This window comes from Clostridium beijerinckii (genome assembly GCF_008705175.1).
Taxonomy (GTDB): domain Bacteria; phylum Bacillota; class Clostridia; order Clostridiales; family Clostridiaceae; genus Clostridium; species Clostridium beijerinckii.
Genome location: NZ_CP043998.1, coordinates 636,791 through 653,693, shown reverse-complemented (window position 1 = coordinate 653,693; position 16,903 = coordinate 636,791). Strand labels below are relative to the sequence as shown.

Sequence of the window (16,903 nt, the reverse complement as noted above, 5' to 3'; positions counted from 1 at the left end):
TGTAGATATGAATTCTATTGTTTTAGTTATTATTGGTGCTTTAATTCTAATACTATCATACAGATTCTACGGCGCTTTCATTGCTGCAAAGGTATTGGTTTTAGACGAATCTAAAAAAGTTCCTTCAGAAATATACAATGATGGCAAGGATTATGTTCCAACAAATAAGTGGGTTCTGCTAGGTCATCACTTTGCGGCTATTGCAGGAGCTGGGCCTCTTATCGGACCCGTTTTAGCCGCCCAGTTTGGTTACCTTCCTGGTGCTCTCTGGATATTGATTGGTTCCGTTGCTGCAGGTGCAGTTCATGACATGATAATGCTTTTCTCATCAGTTAGGTTTAATGGTGAGTCCATAGCAGAAATTGCAAAACATACATTAGGAAAAAGAATTGGCTTTATTACTTCCATTTCAGTTATCTTCATATTAATAATTACAATGGCAGGTCTTGGCTTGCCAGTCGTTAACTCGCTTTATAATAGCCCTTGGGGTACATTTACAGTTGGGGCTACTATTCCAATTGCAATTTTTATAGGAATTTATTTAAAATACATTAGACCTGGTAAAATAGGTGAGGCTACTATAATAGGTATGGCCTTAATAATGCTTGCGGTCATCTTTGGGCCACAAATTGAAGGTACAACTCTTGGTAATTTTTTGACTCTTGATACTAAACAACTATCTGTAATATTAGTAATCTATGGATTCTGTGCTGCGGCTTTACCTGTATGGCTATTATTATTACCTCGTGATTATCTAAGTACTTATATGAAACTTGGAGTTATTGGTGCTTTAGTTATCGGTATAATAATAGTCAGACCAAATTTAGAAATGCCTGCACTAACTCAATACGTTCATGGTGGTGGTCCGGTTGTTAGCGGTAAAGTATTCCCGTTTTTATTCATAACAATAGCCTGTGGTGCGCTATCTGGGTTCCATTCACTTATTAGCACTGGAACTACTCCAAAACTAATAAAGAGCGAAAAAGATATTCTTCCAATAGGTTATGGTTCTATGTTACTTGAGGCTTTTGTCTCCCTAATGGCATTGATTGCAGCTACCTCATTGCCTACAGCTGACTATTTTGCCATAAACTCTTTGCCAGAAGTTTTTGATAAATTAAATTTGGTCCCAAAAGATTTAGGAATGCTCGAATCACTTGTTGGTGAGAAACTTGCTGGAAGGCCTGGTGGATCTGTGTCTCTAGCCGTTGGTATGACATATGTATTCCAAAAGCTACCTGGTGCATCAACCTTAATGTCTTATTGGTATCATTTCTGTATAATGTTTGAAGCATTATTTATTTTAACAACTATAGATTCAGGAACAAGAATTGGAAGATATTTATTACAAGATCTTTTTGGCAAAATGTACAAACCACTTGCTAGAAAAGATTCTAAATTTAATCTAGTATTTTTCAGTGCATTAATGTCACTTAGCTGGGGAGCCTTACTTTATAGTGGTAACATTTCAACTATTTGGCCTCTATTTGGAGTCGCCAATCAAACTCTTGCCGCAATTGCTTTTGCAATCGGAACTTCTGTACTTATAGAGATGGGCAAGAAGAAATATACCCCTATAACAATATTACCTATGATATTTATCGCTATAACAACTTCAACAGCTTCTATTGAAAATATCTTTAATAACTATATTCCAAATGGTAAGACTACATTAACCGTGTTATCAGTTATAATACTTGCTATGTTAATTATAATCCTATATGAATGTATTAAATCTTGGAAAAATAATTGGAATAAGCATCCCAGTGATAAAATAAACTCCATTACTCAAGCTATCCAATAAATGCCTGATAAAATTTTAGTGGAGACTTATATGATTGATATTAGTCATATAAGTCTCCACTAAATCATTTATTCTTAGATTCTAAGCTACATTTTAAATTTACTTTTTATTCGGTTCTTTGTATTCAACACCTTTTGTATCAACAGTTATTGATGTAATTACAACATCCTTTTTAGGTGCATCAGCAGAATTAGTTTCTACATTTTGAATTTTATCTACTATATCTAACCCTGATATTACTTTTCCAAAAGCAGCATATTCTCCATCAAGATTTGGTGCATCTCCTGACATTATAAAAAATTGACTTCCTGCACTGTTAGGGTCTTGTGCTCTTGCCATAGATAATACTCCTTTTGTATGCTTTAAACTGTTTGCAAAACCATTAGAAGTAAATTCCCCTTCAATTGAATAATCTGGCCCACCGGTTCCATTTCCTTTAGGATCTCCTCCTTGGATCATAAACCCTTTAATTACTCTATGGAATTTTAAATTGTTATAAAAGCCTTTATTGGCTAAATATATAAAGTTGTTAACAGTATTAGGAGCAATTTCCGGATATAATTCAGCTTGAATTTCTCCGAATCCTTCTACTTTTATAGTAGCTATTGGCAGGTCCTTACTATTTGCTGATGGAGTTGCCTCATTGCTTTCACTTGTTTTAGAGGAATTATCTGCTTCCCCTTTTCCATTGCTAGCATTTTTATTTCCGCAACCTACCAATAAAAATATTCCCATTATAATTGTTATAAAAACAAAACTTTTCTTCTTCGTGATCCTCATAACTTTTTCCACCTTTTATGTATATTTTGACAGCTTAAGTATATCATAATTCTCTATATTACTTAATATTTATTATAGAAGTAATATTGCTATATTACTATTTTTTATTCATTATGCAATTTGATTAGTAAAATTACGCTATACACATCATATAATTTTATTAATAAATATTTTTAATTTTGATATATACTCTTTAATAATTCTATCTCCCTTGCATATCCGTCAAGCTCATTTGGTGTCTCAAGGAAAAATGGTAAATTGCATAACATTGGATGATTAATAATATTCTTAATTCCCTGTAATCCAATAGAACCTTCTCCTATTTTTTGATGCCTGTCTTTATGACTTCCAAATGGATTCATACTATCATTTAAATGTATTGCACATAATTTATCTAAGCCAATTATCTTATCAAATTGTTCTACTACTTCATCTAAATTATTAACAATATCATACCCTGCATCATAAACATGACACGTATCAAGACAAACACCTACTTTATGTGATAATTCTACATTATTTAAAATCTCTTTTAATTCATCAAATGTGCGTCCAATTTCTGTGCCCTTTCCTGCCATTGTTTCTAGCAATACAGTAGTTGTTTGTTCCGGCTTAAGAACTGTATTTAGCATATCTGAAATATATTTAATTCCAATCTCCACACCTTGCTTAACATGACTGCCTGGATGAAAATTATAAAGATTATTAGGAATATACTCCATCCTTTCTAAATCATCCTTCATTATCTCTACTGCAAAATTTCTTGTGTTCTCATCTGCAGAGCAAGCATTTAATGTATATGGTGCATGACCTAATATTTTAGAGAAATTATTTTCTTCTGCTAACTTTAAAAATTCTTTTATATCTGTTTCATCTATAGTCTTTGCTTTACTACCTCTTGGATTTCTAGTAAAAAATTGAAATGTATTTCCGCCTATACTAATAGCCTCTTCTCCCATATTCTTGAATCCTTTTGAAGCAGATAAATGGCAACCTATCTTTAACATTGTATTTCCTCCCCGTATCTTATGTAATGCAATATATCTTCATAATATTATTTTAATTACTACATGTACTTTTGCCTATATAATATTTTTATATTCCTTCAAATTTAAATATTATAATCTCTCTTTATTATAAATTTTTCTCTTTACGCCCCCTAAATATATATTACACTCAAGTTTCTAAATTACAATCTTATTTTAACGCTTAGCTTACTATAGTCCTAATTGTAAATTTATTATAGCAACATATATAAATATCTTCATGAAAAAAAGACTGCTACAAAAATTTCTCTGTAGCAGTTTTAATAAAAATTTAAAATTGTGAAAGCATGATTATACTATTTAATATTCTTGTATGTGATTATTGGTTTATACTTAAATACTGGCGAAAATTATTATTTAATTTCTTTTATTTCATTTATCTTAGATTTATAATCCTCTATTTTATTGTTAAATAATGCAGATGTACCTAAAACATAAACATCTATTTGTTTATGTTTTAATTCCTTAACTGTCTCTTTATTTATGCATCCATCAACTTCTATTAATGGTCTATTACTAAGTGTTGATAAATATTTATTTAATTCATCTAACTTATCAAGAACTTTATAATTAAACTTTTGTCCTGAAAAACCAGGATTAACAGTCATAACAAGAATCATATCTATATCCTGTAAATATGGTTTTACGCTTTCTAATGACGTTTCTGGACTTATAGCAATTGATGCTTTTATTCCTTTTGATTTAATCTTCTTTATATCTATTTCTACATCTTTACTTGCTTCAATATGAAATGATATATACTCTGGATTTAGATAGCTATACATATCTATATATTTCAGTGTGTCTACAGTTGCCAAGTGTATGTCTAGAGGAATATTGGTAACACTTTTTATTTGTTCCAATACATAAGGTCCCATAGCTAAATTGTTAACAAAAACTCCATCCATTACATCGCAATGTAATAAATCAACCTTTGCATCTTCTAATTTTTTTAGTTCACTATGAAGTTCTAATTGATTCGCGCACATTATTGAGGCTGCTATCTTCAATACAATCACTCCAATCAAAAATCATTTAAGGCATATGAAAGAAAATAACAAGTCCAAAATGCCCTTATTATTTTTTTAATTGTACTTCAAATATATTGCTAAAGTTATCTAAGTTCAAATCTTCATATTTTCTTAAAAATGGCATTAATCTTTCTAATATTATGTTAATAGAGTTTTCCGAATCCGATTCTATATTTAGTGGCAGTACAGGCTCGTGCAGCGATAATCTTAACAATAGCCAGCCATCTCCATTTTCTTTATCGCAATTTATCTTTATCCCTTCATAATTTTTAGGTTCAATGGTCCATCCATTCACATGATCTGCATATTTCTTCAAGCCTTCTATTATCATTTCTCCATATGATTTAAAATCTTCCCTCTTTATGTTTATTCTCATATCCATACTTTCCTTAGGATATTTCAAATTTTCTATAAGGCTTGATATTTCTTTTCCTTCATCTTTTAACTTAGCCATCTTAATTAGTATTTTGGCTATTAAATATGCCCCATCATCTAAAAAGTAATTTTCTTTTAAAGCTGCGTGTCCTGATGTTTCTATTGCCAAACAGCTTAATTTTCCTTCTTTATTTAACCTTTTAGATTCATTTATTACATTCTTATATCCTCTTTTAAATCTATGATGGATACCACCTAAACTAGTTATAAAATCTGAAAGTCCAGTAGAGGTTACTGAATCTGTAACGATAATTGAATTTGGATTTTCCTCTAGCACTATTGAAGATATCAATGCTATAAGTGCATTTTTATTTATTTCTTTTCCATCACTACTAACTATAGCCGCTCTGTCTACATCTGTATCAAAAATTATTCCTAAATCAGCTTTATTATTAAGTACTGCTTCTTTTATAGAATTCATAGCTTCTTCATTTTCTGGATTAGGAATATGGTTAGGAAAATTTCCATCTGGTTCTGTAAATTGGCTTCCCTCAACACTCGCACCTAATTTCTCTAGAACTTTATATGCAAAAAAACCACCTGCTCCGTTTCCTGCATCTACAATTATTTTGGTTCCCTCTAAAGGTCTCTCATAATTTGTTTTTGAATTTACGTTCTTTCGTATCTTATCAACTAAGATGTTTGAATAAACATCTATAAAATAGATTGTTTCAACTAATCCTTTAGTAATACATTTCTTTTCTGCTAAGTTAGAGCATTCAATTATGTCTTCAATATCTTCTTTTTCACCACCACCTTCTTTAGTGAAAAACTTCAATCCATTATAATAATACGGAAGATGACTTGCTGTTATCATTACAGCTCCATCACATGAATAATTCTCTAGTATAGTTGTCATAAACATTGCAGGAGTTGTACATATTCCACAATCATAAACATTGCAACCTGAATCAACTAAAGCTTCTATTAATGATTTCTTCAATTCTGGTCCAGATAACCTTGAATCCATGCCAACTGCTATTTTTATATTTTTATTACTGAGTCCTTTAGTTTTTTTAAGCCACTCTACAAAACCAAACCCGACATTATTGACTAAATTAGGCGTAAGATTTTTAGTTCCTTCATGTTCTATAGCTATTCCCCTTATATCCGTTCCACTTTGTAGTCTTTTAAGTTCTTGCAGCATAATAAACCCTCCCCATTTTTGTCCATGCATAATTTCCCCGCAAAAAAGGATACTTCTTTAATTCCATATATCTATAACCTAGATAAAAAGATAGGAAAATAAGCATATTCTCCTATCTTGCTTTTAAAGGAAGTTACTTGCTTTGTCCATAGTAAGCATTTTTACCATGTTTTCTTAAAAAGTGCTTATTCATAAGCATCTTGTCCATAATATTGTCTGGACTCAACAATTCAGTGAAATATGCCATCTTCGCAACTTCTTCCATGACTACGGCATTATGGACAGCTTCTTCTGCATTTTTTCCCCATGCAAATGGACCATGATCATTTACAACTACACCTGGACAGTGTAACGGATTGTTTCCTGTTATTTCTTCAATTATAACTGTTCCTGTTTCCTTTTCATAAGCTCTACTTATTTCTTCCTTAGTCATTTTCCTTGTGCATGGTATACTTCCATAAAAATAATCTGCGTGTGTTGTTCCACAAGCTGGTATAGCTCTTCCTATTTGCGCCCATATAGTAGCCCAAGTTGAATGTGTATGAACAATTCCACCTATTTCATCAAACTCTTTATATAGTTCTAAATGTGTTGGTGTATCTGATGAAGGCTTTAAACTACCTTCAACTACGTTTCCTTCTAAGTCTACAACTACTAAATCTTCTAAAGTCATATTATCATACTCAACGCCACTTGGTTTTATTACCACTAATCCAGTACTTCTATCAATCCCACTAACATTTCCCCATGTATAAGTTATAAGTTTCTTTGCTGGTAATTCTAAATTTGCCTTTAAAACTTGTTTCTTTAATTCTTCTAACATTAATAATCACTCTCCTAATTAATATATTATTTAAATTTTTCTTCTATTTCTTTTATTTGATTGAGTCTATTAACATGATGCTTACCTATAAACTCTGTGGATAACCAAATATCTACTATCATTAAAGCTAATTCTTCGCCAATTACTCTTCCACCTAAACAAAGTACATTAGAATCATTATGCTCTCTGGTAGCTTTCGCAGTAAAACTATCTCCAACTAATGCTGCTCTTACACCTTTTATTTTGTTTGCTACGATAGACATACCAACACCAGTTCCACAACAAAGTATTCCCTTTTCACAATCTCCTATAGATACCCTATTTGCTACATCCATAGCTATCTGAGGATAATCTATACTGTCTTCTGAAAATGTGCCAACATCGATATATTCTACTGAGTTTTTATCTAAATATCCCTTGATAAATTCTTTTAATTTATATCCTCCATGGTCTGCCCCTATTGCTATCATGTATTTCAGCTCCTTCACTTTATAAGCTTAGTTAAAGTATTGCTTCCCTAAATCTTTTTATTGTTGAATCAATATCCTCTTCTCTAAATATTGCTGATCCAACTACTATATTAGTTGCTCCATTTTCAACAACTTTACCTATGTTCTCTAAATTTATTCCTCCATCAACCTGAAGCTCACATTCTATATTTTCGCTTTTTATGAAATTACTCACTTCATTAATCTTTTCCATCATAGGCTCAATGAAGCTTTGTCCTCCAAATCCTGGTTCTACAGTCATTATTAATATTTTATTTACCATATGACTTATATGTTTCAATGTATTTATTGGTGTTGCCGGATTTAACGCTACCCCAACTTTTATCCCAAAACTCTTAATTATATACATTAAGTTATATATATGTGGAGAAGATTCTTGATGTATTGTTATTGTATTCGCACCAGCTTCAACTAACGCATCAATGAATATCTCTGGATTTGTTACCATTAGGTGTACATCTAATTCTATATCACAAGCAATTTGTTTAATCATCTTAATTTGATCTATTCCAAAAGCAATATTAGGTACAAAATGTCCATCCATTATATCTATGTGTAATTCTTTAATTCCCTGCTTTTTAAGTTTTACTATAGTTTCTTCGAGTTTTAAGAAATTTGCTCCTAATATTGAAGGTGATAATTTAACTTCCATACTATATCCCTGCCTTTAAATTGATTTTACTGTTTCAACTATATGTTCTGCTGTTAAATTATATTTTTCTAATAAAACTTCGGCGTTACCTGATCTTCCAAACTCATCATTTATACCAATTCTCTTTATTTTTACTGGGTACTCTTCAATTAAAGCCTCTGCAACAGTTGAACCTAACCCTCCAATTATGCTATGCTCTTCTACTGTTACGATTTTACCAACTCTTTTTGCAACCTCAACAATTAAGCTACTATCAAATGGCTTTATAGTTGAAATATTAACAACCGTTGCATTAATACCTTGTTCACTTAATATTTGAGCCGCATCCAAAGCTTTTGCTACCATTATTCCAGTTGCAATTATAGCCACATCATCACCATTTCTTAGGATTTCACCTTTCCCAATCTTGAATTCATAATCTTCAGTGTGTATTTCTGGAGTTGCTGCTCTTCCTAATCTTATATATACTGGCCCACTGTATTCTTTCGCTGCAAATATTGCTTTTTTTGCTTCAATAACATCTGCTGGACTTAATACAACCATATTAGGGATACTTCTCATTAAAGATATGTCCTCTATTGCTTGATGACTTCCACCATCTTCACCAACAGTTATACCTGCATGAGTTGCCACTATCTTAACATTTAATTTAGGATATGCTACTGAATTTCTTATCTGTTCAAATGCTCTTCCTGCTGCAAACATAGCAAACGTACTTGCAAATGGTATTTTTCCACATGTAGCAAGACCTGCCGCAGTTCCAATCATATCTCCTTCAGATATTCCCATATCAAAATATCTTTCTGGTGCAATTTTCTTAAACTCAATGCTTTTAGTTGCTTTTCCTAAATCTGCTTCTAATACAACAACATTATTATCTAATGCTAGCTCCTTTAATGCTTGTCCATACGCTTCTCTTGTTGCTACTCCCATTATTTTTCCCCTCCTTCTAATTCAGCTAGTGCCTTTTCAGTTTCTTCTTTATTTGGTGCCGATCCATGCCAATTAACGTTATTTTCCATAAACGAAACGCCTTTGCCTTTAACTGTCTTACAAATTATAATTGTTGGTTTACCTTTTGTAGCCTTAGCATCGTCTATAGCTTTACTTATCTCTTCAATGCAATGTCCATCTATAGTTACAACATTCCATCCAAATGATTTAAACTTCTCGTCAATTGGACTTATACTCATTATTTCTTCATTAGATCCATCTATTTGCAATCCGTTTAAATCAAGAAAAGCAGTTAAGTTATCAAGTTTATAGTGTGCAGCACTCATTGCAGCTTCCCATATTTGCCCTTCTTGTACTTCCCCATCTCCTAATATTGAATAAACTCTATAACTACTCTTATCCAATTTACCTGCTAATGCCATTCCATTCGCAGCTGATAATCCCTGTCCTAGTGATCCCGTAGACATATCTACTCCTATTACTTTCTTCATATCAGGATGTCCTTGCAAATTTGACTCATATTTTCTTAACCCTAAAAGCTCTTCTTTAGGAAAGTATCCTCTTTCTGCTAAGGTGCAATACAATGCTGGTGCTGAATGCCCCTTTGATAATACAAATCTATCTCTATTTAGGTCTTTAGGATTTTTAGGATCAATATTCATCTTTTCAAAATATAAAACAGTTAAAATATCTGCAATTGATAATGATCCACCTGGATGACCTGATTTTGCTGCTGATACACTTTTAATTATGTTCATTCTAATGCTATTAGATATTTTCTTTAAATTTTCTTTCATAACTATTCACCACCTATATTTCTACTACTACTTTATTGAAATTAATTTCTCTATTTGCCATCTTCTTTAAATATTCTCCAACCTCTTCAAGTTTTATCTTATGAGAAATCATAGGTTTAAATACAATCTCTCCTTTTCCCATAAAATCAACGGTTGCATGCCAAGCATTCCCTGGATATGGCTGTGTGTAAGAATTCCAAGATCCTTGAATTTTTAATTCTCCTCTTAATATACTTTCTGTTGCTGATTCACTTAATGGTAGTGGTGTATGAGATATTCCTACAAATACCACATTTCCTTTCTTTTTAGAAATAAGTAAGGCTTGTTCTTGAGTAAATTTGCTTCCTGCTGTCTCTATTACCGCATCAGCTCCACCACTTGTAATCTTTTTAATTTCAGCCACAACATCAGATTCCTTCGAATTGACTGAATAATTAGCTCCTAATTTTTTAGCAAGCTCCAATTTTTCATTAAAAATATCTACTGCTATAATTTTAGATGCTCCGAAAACCTTAGCCCATTGTATAGCAAATTGACCTATTGGCCCACACCCTAAAACTACTACACTGTCACCTACCTTAATACCTGCTTTTGCTAGTCCATGGTATGCTATAGTTGCTGGTTCAATTCCGGCAGCAGTTTCAAAATCTAAACTATCTGGTAATTTTAATATATGATCCGCTGGCACTTTGACATATTCAGCTAAAGCTCCATTTACTCTTGTTCCAATAATGTGATAATCAGTACATAATCCATAATCTCCAGATTTACAGTAAATACATTTTCCGCAAGGAACTAAAGGTGCAACTGCAACTCTATCTCCTATTTGAATATTTTTGACATCCGATCCTACCCCACTTATTTCACCTGAGAACTCATGACCTAATATAATCGGATATTTTGCTCCTCCACTAAGTCCACTTACCATACTTCTTGGTAGATCTGAACCACATATACCTACATTTTTAACTTTTACTAGCACTTCATTAGATGAAATTTCTGGTATATCTACAATTTCATATCTAACATCTCCTATTCCATATAATAATGAAGCCTTCATTTTATTTGTCACTATAAACATCCCCTTTCTATCTTTCTGAAAATATATAAAGCAATTTCCGTGCCATACAAAAAAGTAATTTTAATTTCTTTATATGCCTTATATTTAAAGTGTTAAATTGATTTATATTACATTTTATAAAACTCATTACATTATGATAAATTGTAAAATCATATGGTTCTATTGTGACCTATCTTTGTTAAAGCGAATAAGATTTCTTTTCTATTCTTTTTTAAATATAAAAACTACTCAATCAAACTTTTTTAAGTTATACCCTTAAGGAGTACATCTTCCATAGATTTTACTGAAATATAAATTCCTAAAGAATAAAAAAGTATCCTGATCAGTAGATCAACTATGACTATCTACTAAACAGAATACTTTTCACTTAATTTATTTTTCTATATTAACTTGCCATGCTCGGAGTTGCCCCATCTTCCCCTATATTCTTCACAGCTTGTCTTTCTAAATAATCAACAATCGCATTTTTATTCTTCTTAAACAATGCCCATAAAGCAATATATACTGCCACCGCAATTGCAATAAACACTGGATTTCCTGTTAAGAATGCAAAGAATACTAATCCCATTAAAGGTTTTCCTAGTATATTAAAGCTTGTAATCATCATAGCACCTGCTGGTATAGCTACACCCACACCAACTGCCATCGATGTGAACAATGGCGCTGTAAATGTACATACATATAACCCTAATCCAAACCATATTATACCTGAAAGTAAAACTTTAAATATATTTCCGTTATATACAGCAACTAAACCTTGAACCATGTATGGAAGTGCAAGTAAATCAACTACAGGTAATACTTGATTTCCTGGAAGTATCATTGCTAATACAAGCATAAATGGTATTAATATTAACCCTGATATCAATGTTGCTGGTTCACCATATCCTACTGCATCGTTTACTGCTATAAACCAATCACGATTTCCTTGATTTTGCATGAATTTCCTTGCTCCATCTGTTATAGGTGAAAATGCTTGTGCAAACATACTAGCAACTTTAGGGAAAATAGCCATAACTGCACTAGTTGCAATACCTAATTTTAATATTTCTCCCCATGCCTCCATAGTTCCTATTCTTGCAACATTACCTAATATACCTATAAACATTCCTAAAAATAATCCTAGCGTCATAGGTTCACCAAAAAATCCTAGTTTCTTTTCTAATTGTTGTGGATTCAGTTTAATCTTATTAAATCCTAATGCGTTATATATTGGATCTATAGCAACTGCAAATATTGATGCTTCTACATTATGCATAGCTATTATTGTACAATTCGGATATCTGTAATAATTTGACCATCTTCTTGCTACTAATTCTGATATTAGTAAGCTGTATAGATTCAATAAAACCATACATGCTATTCCTAAAGGAAAGCTTCCTGTTACCCCTATAACCATAGCTCCCCAAACCATGTATGAGTAATTATTCCATAAATCTGATGGTTGAAAAACATCTGTCCACTTTATTAGAAATAATACAGTCTGCAATAGAATTCCTAGTCCAAGATATATCATACCTGCACTTGAAGAAAAAGCAACTAGCGATGTAGCTTGCCAGCCTACGTCAAACACAGGACGATTGACCCCTGTACTTTCAACCATTCTATTAATAACCGGTGTTACTATTGGAGTAAATGAATTCAATATTAGTGAAAAGCCCTGCAAGGCAACACCAGCATATATAGCAGAAAGAAATGATTTCTTAGTTGATATTCTGAAAACTTTTGCTATTACAAATATAATAAACGGAACTATTATTGCTGACCCAAATGTGTCAATTATTGATTTAAGAAATGCTAACATATTTAATTCCCCCATTATTAATAATATTTTACTATTTGTTTAGTTCGTCTACTGTTTTGAATACGTCTTCAAAAAACTTATCTTCTCCTATTCCTGTAAGGCATGCAAATGCATTGATAGTTGGTATCTTGTAATCCCCAGGTGGTAGTGGACTTGTATAAACAATAAAGTCAAACCTTCCTGACTGTGCTAAATTTAATGCTTCTGTTGGTCTTGCTTCTGTTGTAGATGAGTTTATTCCTTTTTCCTTTAATGTTTCCTTAACTTTTCCTGCGACCATTGATGATGTTACTGTACCTGAGCCACAAACTGATAATACGTTGACATTTTTCATAATATATTCCTCCCAAAAATTTATTATATAAACTTAAAATCTTTTATAATTTTAAGTACTATATTCCTATACATTCTAATAATTTTGTTACTTCCTCTGTAGATGATGAACTCTTTATCTGCTTTAATAACTCCACATTTTGAAAAACTGACATTAGCTTGCTTAGCAAAGTTACCTGAGAATCAGGATCGTTTATAGCTAATAAAAATACAACCATTACTTCAACTTTTTTGCTAGGATCTATCATATTTCTAAACTCTACTGGATTCTTTAGAACAGCTAGTGCTACATTAGATTCATTTACATGCTTAGAATCGGTATGCGGGATTGCTACACACATTTCTCCGATATCAAGTCCTGTAGGCAGCGTCTTTTCTCTTTCTAGAACAGCATCTATGTAAGTAGACTTAACATATCCCTTTTCAAACATTCTCTTTCCTAATTCCTGTATGACCTCTTCTTTGTTTTTTACTTCTAAATTTAATGCAATTAAATCTGAATTCATTGTTATTCCCCCTATTTGTTATATTTCTTTAAACTTGTTTAAAATTATATTTTTAAATTCCAACTCAGTTAAACTATTCTTCATATTTTCTATGAAAATCTTATCCTCTAAAATTTTTAGTGTGTTTTTTACAATTACCTTATCATTTGCTTTAAAAACTGGCATAAATATTATATTTACATTTCCAACCCCCCAATCAATTGGACTTTTTAACTTGATAAACACAAAGCTTGTCTTGTTTACGTATGAAGACTCTCCATGTGGAACAGCTATTTCTCCCTTTAGATATGTTGGAGCTAAATTTTCCCTATTAACAACAGATGATAAATACTCTTTATCTACACTTCCATTATTTATAAGTATTGAGCAAACATACTCCAATAAATCCTTTTTGAAATATATATCTGGTTCAAATATCAACAAATCTTCATCTATAATCCTTTCATATTTTTTTAGTTCTTCACTTTTATTTACTAATGAATCTATATTTAAATTATTTAAGATTTCTTTATCATACGGTATGAAATTTATTCCCTGTATTTCTGGATCCATAGTTCCTATGACCGCTAATATATTATTATCTTCTTTTAATTTAACTATCTTGTTTGATAATTCTTCATCTAGTGCACTCATTTCATAGAAGTTTACATCACTATATTTATCCATTAAACTCTTACTTATATATTTAGCCATTCCCTCACCAGTTAGACATAATGAAATTATTGCTTTTGGTTTATCTGATACACTTTCCATAAAATATCTATGACCAAGCCTATCCTTCATTAAAGAAAAGTATATTTCATCAAGATTCCCTTCTCCTATTGAAATCTTTCTAGCTGCTTCTAATGCGATTATAAGGTCTACCCTATCCATTGTTCTTGATTTTATTCCAGTTCTTTTATTAACTATATCTCCTATATTATTTAATGAACCCATATCTACTAAGAAGAGCACGCCTTTTCCCTGATCTATTATTTTTGATAGTTCAACTACCTTGTTATATATATTGATTGGATTCTCATCTAAAGGCATATCTATTGCTACAGGAAATCTTATTCCTAAAAGTTCCTTAACTACATTAGTTATAGCAGTAGCTATTTTTCCATGAGAAATTATCATTAATCCAACTTTATCTCTTTTATTTTCAGATTTTAGTGCTGCTTTTATATACAGTCCTATAAATATAATTTCATCATTAGGTATTTCTATGTCTTTTATTTTTTCAACTCCCATAGCAAATCTTTTAGCTACTTCATATTCATAAGTTGTATCGCTTATAATTTTATCTACATTTATTATCTTTTGTTTTAACCTTATCCTTTTAATGCTTTCCTCTACATGGATAGCTAAGTATTTAAATACATTTTTATTTATTTCTAATGATGGATTCTCTTTAATTAGTTCTTCCATAAAAGTTTCTATAAAATCTAATAAATCTTCACTTACAAAGCTTCTTAAATCATTCATAGAAAATGATTTTTCATAATTAAAAGTAGTTTCTATATTTGTAAAACTATTTTGTATAAATGCCCAGAGAATACTTTCAATATCTGCTTCTTGTATATCTATCTTCTTAAGTTCGTAATATTTTCTTTCAATCTGCCTATATATATCCTCTGGAAACGCGCTTTCACTAACTTCTGTTGATTCTTCTCTTAATTGATTTTCCAACATAAATGGAATAAATATAGAATCCTTTACATATTTTCGTATCTCTGCTCTATTAATATCCTGAAATTTTATATCTTGAAACGAATCATTTATCTTTAATATTTGATTCATATCTATTATCAATGATTCTTTATTTATATCTTCCTTATTTATGAAAGTCATAAAAGCTCTTGCGCATAAAACCTGAATCATATTCTGCAATTGACCAATATTAGCGCTAAACTTTTTTAGAGCGAGTATTTCTACTACTTTTTTATCAACAAAAATTTTAGCATCTATTCTATTACACTCTGCTTGAAATTCATTATAGATGATATCAATCTTCTCTCTTATTGATCTTTCATGCAGAGAAGGAATTTTTATTACCATTGGTATCCTTCTTCTAAATGTTAATAGTAAATTAGCTTCTACATTTTCAGTGGTTGCTCCAATCAACATTAAATTAACTTTTCTTTCTGAATTGGCTTCACCCAATCTTCTAAATTTTCCTCTGTCCATAATAGAGAAGAGTATTTCTTGACCTTTCGGAGGTAACCTATGAATCTCGTCTAAAAAAAGTACTCCTCCATTCGCTTCTTCTACTAATCCAGATGCATCTGAATCTGCGCCTGTAAATGCACCTTTTTTGTGTCCAAATAAGAGTGATAATAATAATTGTGGATTGTCACCATAATCAGCACAATTGAATACAACAAACGAAGCGTTTTCTTTTATAACCTTCTTTTTCTTTGCAAATTCATACATGCATTCAGAAAATTTACTCTTACCAACTCCACTTTCTCCAACTATTAATGTTGTAAGTCCTCTAGGTGGATATAAAATTGCTGATTTAGCTTGTTCGATAGAATTTTTCAAACTTCCATTACTTCCAATTAAGCAATCAAAAGGATCTGTTACTTCCTCTTTTTCAACTTTAACTTTATTAACTTCAAAATTATCTTTTTCTAATATTTCTTCAACAATTCTTCTTGAAACATCAAATCCTTCAGCCAATAGTTCTCTAGTAAGCTCAGATACTGCAATGTCTTTATTTTTTTTCAATATAGTTGATGTTGCCACCTTTAAATATGGATATCGCCTTTGCCTAGAGTTTGCTATGTTTAATTCTTTTCTTAAATTGGTTATTGATTCTCTAGCTACACCCAAGAATTTAGCCATTTGAACATCAGTCAGTGGATTTTTTTTATTTTCGGTATTAATGATGTTTATAAGTTTGTTTTCTAAATCCATAATAATATCTCCTCTCGCAAATTAAATATAGCAACTTCCATGCCATACTTAATTCTTTTTTGTAATTTTATCCTAAGCATTGTATTTACTAGCATTTATTAAACCCTTTACATTTTAATCAAATATACATTTTGTATAGTAAGTAATTAACAAAATGTATATTTAGAATTAATGATATAGAAGTTATTATAATTTTACTATAATATCACTTAACTATATAATTTTGATCTAATGTTAACTTGAAAATTGAATTTTATAGTATATAATTGGTATTATAATTTAGTTGCATAGGGGGTATTC

Annotated in this window: 15 protein-coding genes; 1 reads left to right on the top strand and 14 read right to left on the bottom strand. The window is 31.1% G+C overall.

Features of this window, described 5'->3' with window-relative positions:
- The first annotated feature begins 7 nt into the window (after positions 1-7).
- Positions 8-1,804 (top strand): carbon starvation CstA family protein, encoded by a 1,797-nt coding sequence (locus tag F3K33_RS03210; protein ID WP_023973688.1) that lies wholly within the window; start codon positions 8-10, stop codon positions 1,802-1,804.
- Between the two features lie 99 nt (positions 1,805-1,903).
- Here F3K33_RS03210 and F3K33_RS03205 read toward each other — a convergent pair whose 3' ends face one another.
- From F3K33_RS03205 to F3K33_RS03140, 14 genes are all read right to left on the bottom strand, one after another.
- Positions 1,904-2,584 (bottom strand): peptidylprolyl isomerase, encoded by a 681-nt coding sequence (locus F3K33_RS03205; protein ID WP_017212525.1) that lies wholly within the window; start codon positions 2,582-2,584, stop codon positions 1,904-1,906.
- A gap of 173 nt (positions 2,585-2,757) precedes the next feature.
- Positions 2,758-3,591, bottom strand: coding sequence for a deoxyribonuclease IV (locus F3K33_RS03200; RefSeq protein WP_023973689.1), 834 nt, complete (start codon positions 3,589-3,591; stop codon positions 2,758-2,760).
- A 392-nt stretch (positions 3,592-3,983) separates the two neighbouring features.
- Positions 3,984-4,649, bottom strand: coding sequence for a ribulose-phosphate 3-epimerase (locus tag F3K33_RS03195; RefSeq protein ID WP_236888026.1), 666 nt, complete (start codon positions 4,647-4,649; stop codon positions 3,984-3,986).
- A gap of 58 nt (positions 4,650-4,707) precedes the next feature.
- Positions 4,708-6,243, bottom strand: a complete 1,536-nt coding sequence (locus F3K33_RS03190) for a phosphohexomutase domain-containing protein (protein WP_023973691.1) — start codon at positions 6,241-6,243, stop codon at positions 4,708-4,710.
- Between the two features lie 133 nt (positions 6,244-6,376).
- Entirely contained in the window at positions 6,377-7,066 is a 690-nt protein-coding gene (gene araD / locus F3K33_RS03185; RefSeq protein ID WP_011967898.1) for an L-ribulose-5-phosphate 4-epimerase, read from the bottom strand.
- Between the two features lie 26 nt (positions 7,067-7,092).
- Complete coding sequence (gene rpiB, locus F3K33_RS03180; RefSeq protein ID WP_023973693.1) at positions 7,093-7,536, bottom strand: ribose 5-phosphate isomerase B; 444 nt, start codon at positions 7,534-7,536, stop codon at positions 7,093-7,095.
- A gap of 31 nt (positions 7,537-7,567) precedes the next feature.
- Positions 7,568-8,227, bottom strand: coding sequence for a ribulose-phosphate 3-epimerase (rpe, locus tag F3K33_RS03175; protein WP_011967896.1), 660 nt, complete (start codon positions 8,225-8,227; stop codon positions 7,568-7,570).
- A 15-nt stretch (positions 8,228-8,242) separates the two neighbouring features.
- On the bottom strand, positions 8,243-9,160 hold the full coding sequence (locus F3K33_RS03170) for a transketolase family protein (RefSeq protein ID WP_023973694.1): 918 nt from the start codon (positions 9,158-9,160) through the stop codon (positions 8,243-8,245).
- The gene (locus tag F3K33_RS03165; protein WP_023973695.1) at positions 9,160-9,978 is read right to left on the bottom strand and encodes a transketolase; all 819 of its coding nucleotides are present in this window, start codon (positions 9,976-9,978) and stop codon (positions 9,160-9,162) included. Before F3K33_RS03165 ends, F3K33_RS03170 begins: the two co-directional genes overlap by 1 nt.
- A 13-nt stretch (positions 9,979-9,991) precedes the next feature.
- Positions 9,992-11,059, bottom strand: a complete 1,068-nt coding sequence (locus F3K33_RS03160; RefSeq protein WP_034850487.1) for a galactitol-1-phosphate 5-dehydrogenase — start codon at positions 11,057-11,059, stop codon at positions 9,992-9,994.
- Positions 11,060-11,444: 385 nt separating this feature from the next.
- Complete coding sequence (locus F3K33_RS03155; protein ID WP_023973697.1) at positions 11,445-12,863, bottom strand: PTS galactitol transporter subunit IIC; 1,419 nt, start codon at positions 12,861-12,863, stop codon at positions 11,445-11,447.
- 31 nt (positions 12,864-12,894) lie between these two features.
- The gene (locus tag F3K33_RS03150) at positions 12,895-13,197 is read right to left on the bottom strand and encodes a PTS sugar transporter subunit IIB (RefSeq protein WP_017209707.1); all 303 of its coding nucleotides are present in this window, start codon (positions 13,195-13,197) and stop codon (positions 12,895-12,897) included.
- Positions 13,198-13,255: 58 nt separating this feature from the next.
- Complete coding sequence (locus F3K33_RS03145; RefSeq protein WP_023973698.1) at positions 13,256-13,702, bottom strand: PTS sugar transporter subunit IIA; 447 nt, start codon at positions 13,700-13,702, stop codon at positions 13,256-13,258.
- 18 nt (positions 13,703-13,720) lie between these two features.
- Positions 13,721-16,603 (bottom strand): sigma 54-interacting transcriptional regulator, encoded by a 2,883-nt coding sequence (locus F3K33_RS03140; RefSeq protein ID WP_023973699.1) that lies wholly within the window; start codon positions 16,601-16,603, stop codon positions 13,721-13,723.
- Positions 16,604-16,903: the final 300 nt, after the last annotated feature.

What these genes read in the sequence shown, in the direction of transcription:
- F3K33_RS03190 (WP_023973691.1), bottom strand. Translation starts at nt 6,243, where the DNA reads ATGCTGCAAGAACTTAAAAGACTACAAAGTGGAACGGATATAAGGGGA.
- F3K33_RS03150 (WP_017209707.1), bottom strand. Translation starts at nt 13,197, where the DNA reads ATGAAAAATGTCAACGTATTATCAGTTTGTGGCTCAGGTACAGTAACA.
- rpiB (WP_023973693.1), bottom strand. Translation starts at nt 7,536, where the DNA reads ATGATAGCAATAGGGGCAGACCATGGAGGATATAAATTAAAAGAATTT.
- F3K33_RS03155 (WP_023973697.1), bottom strand. Translation starts at nt 12,863, where the DNA reads ATGTTAGCATTTCTTAAATCAATAATTGACACATTTGGGTCAGCAATA.
- F3K33_RS03165 (WP_023973695.1), bottom strand. Translation starts at nt 9,978, where the DNA reads ATGAAAGAAAATTTAAAGAAAATATCTAATAGCATTAGAATGAACATA.
- F3K33_RS03140 (WP_023973699.1), bottom strand. Translation starts at nt 16,603, where the DNA reads ATGGATTTAGAAAACAAACTTATAAACATCATTAATACCGAAAATAAA.
- F3K33_RS03160 (WP_034850487.1), bottom strand. Translation starts at nt 11,059, where the DNA reads ATGTTTATAGTGACAAATAAAATGAAGGCTTCATTATTATATGGAATA.
- F3K33_RS03170 (WP_023973694.1), bottom strand. Translation starts at nt 9,160, where the DNA reads ATGGGAGTAGCAACAAGAGAAGCGTATGGACAAGCATTAAAGGAGCTA.
- F3K33_RS03200 (WP_023973689.1), bottom strand. Translation starts at nt 3,591, where the DNA reads ATGTTAAAGATAGGTTGCCATTTATCTGCTTCAAAAGGATTCAAGAAT.
- rpe (WP_011967896.1), bottom strand. Translation starts at nt 8,227, where the DNA reads ATGGAAGTTAAATTATCACCTTCAATATTAGGAGCAAATTTCTTAAAA.
- araD (WP_011967898.1), bottom strand. Translation starts at nt 7,066, where the DNA reads ATGTTAGAAGAATTAAAGAAACAAGTTTTAAAGGCAAATTTAGAATTA.
- F3K33_RS03145 (WP_023973698.1), bottom strand. Translation starts at nt 13,702, where the DNA reads ATGAATTCAGATTTAATTGCATTAAATTTAGAAGTAAAAAACAAAGAA.
- F3K33_RS03205 (WP_017212525.1), bottom strand. Translation starts at nt 2,584, where the DNA reads ATGAGGATCACGAAGAAGAAAAGTTTTGTTTTTATAACAATTATAATG.
- F3K33_RS03210 (WP_023973688.1), top strand. Translation starts at nt 8, where the DNA reads ATGAATTCTATTGTTTTAGTTATTATTGGTGCTTTAATTCTAATACTA.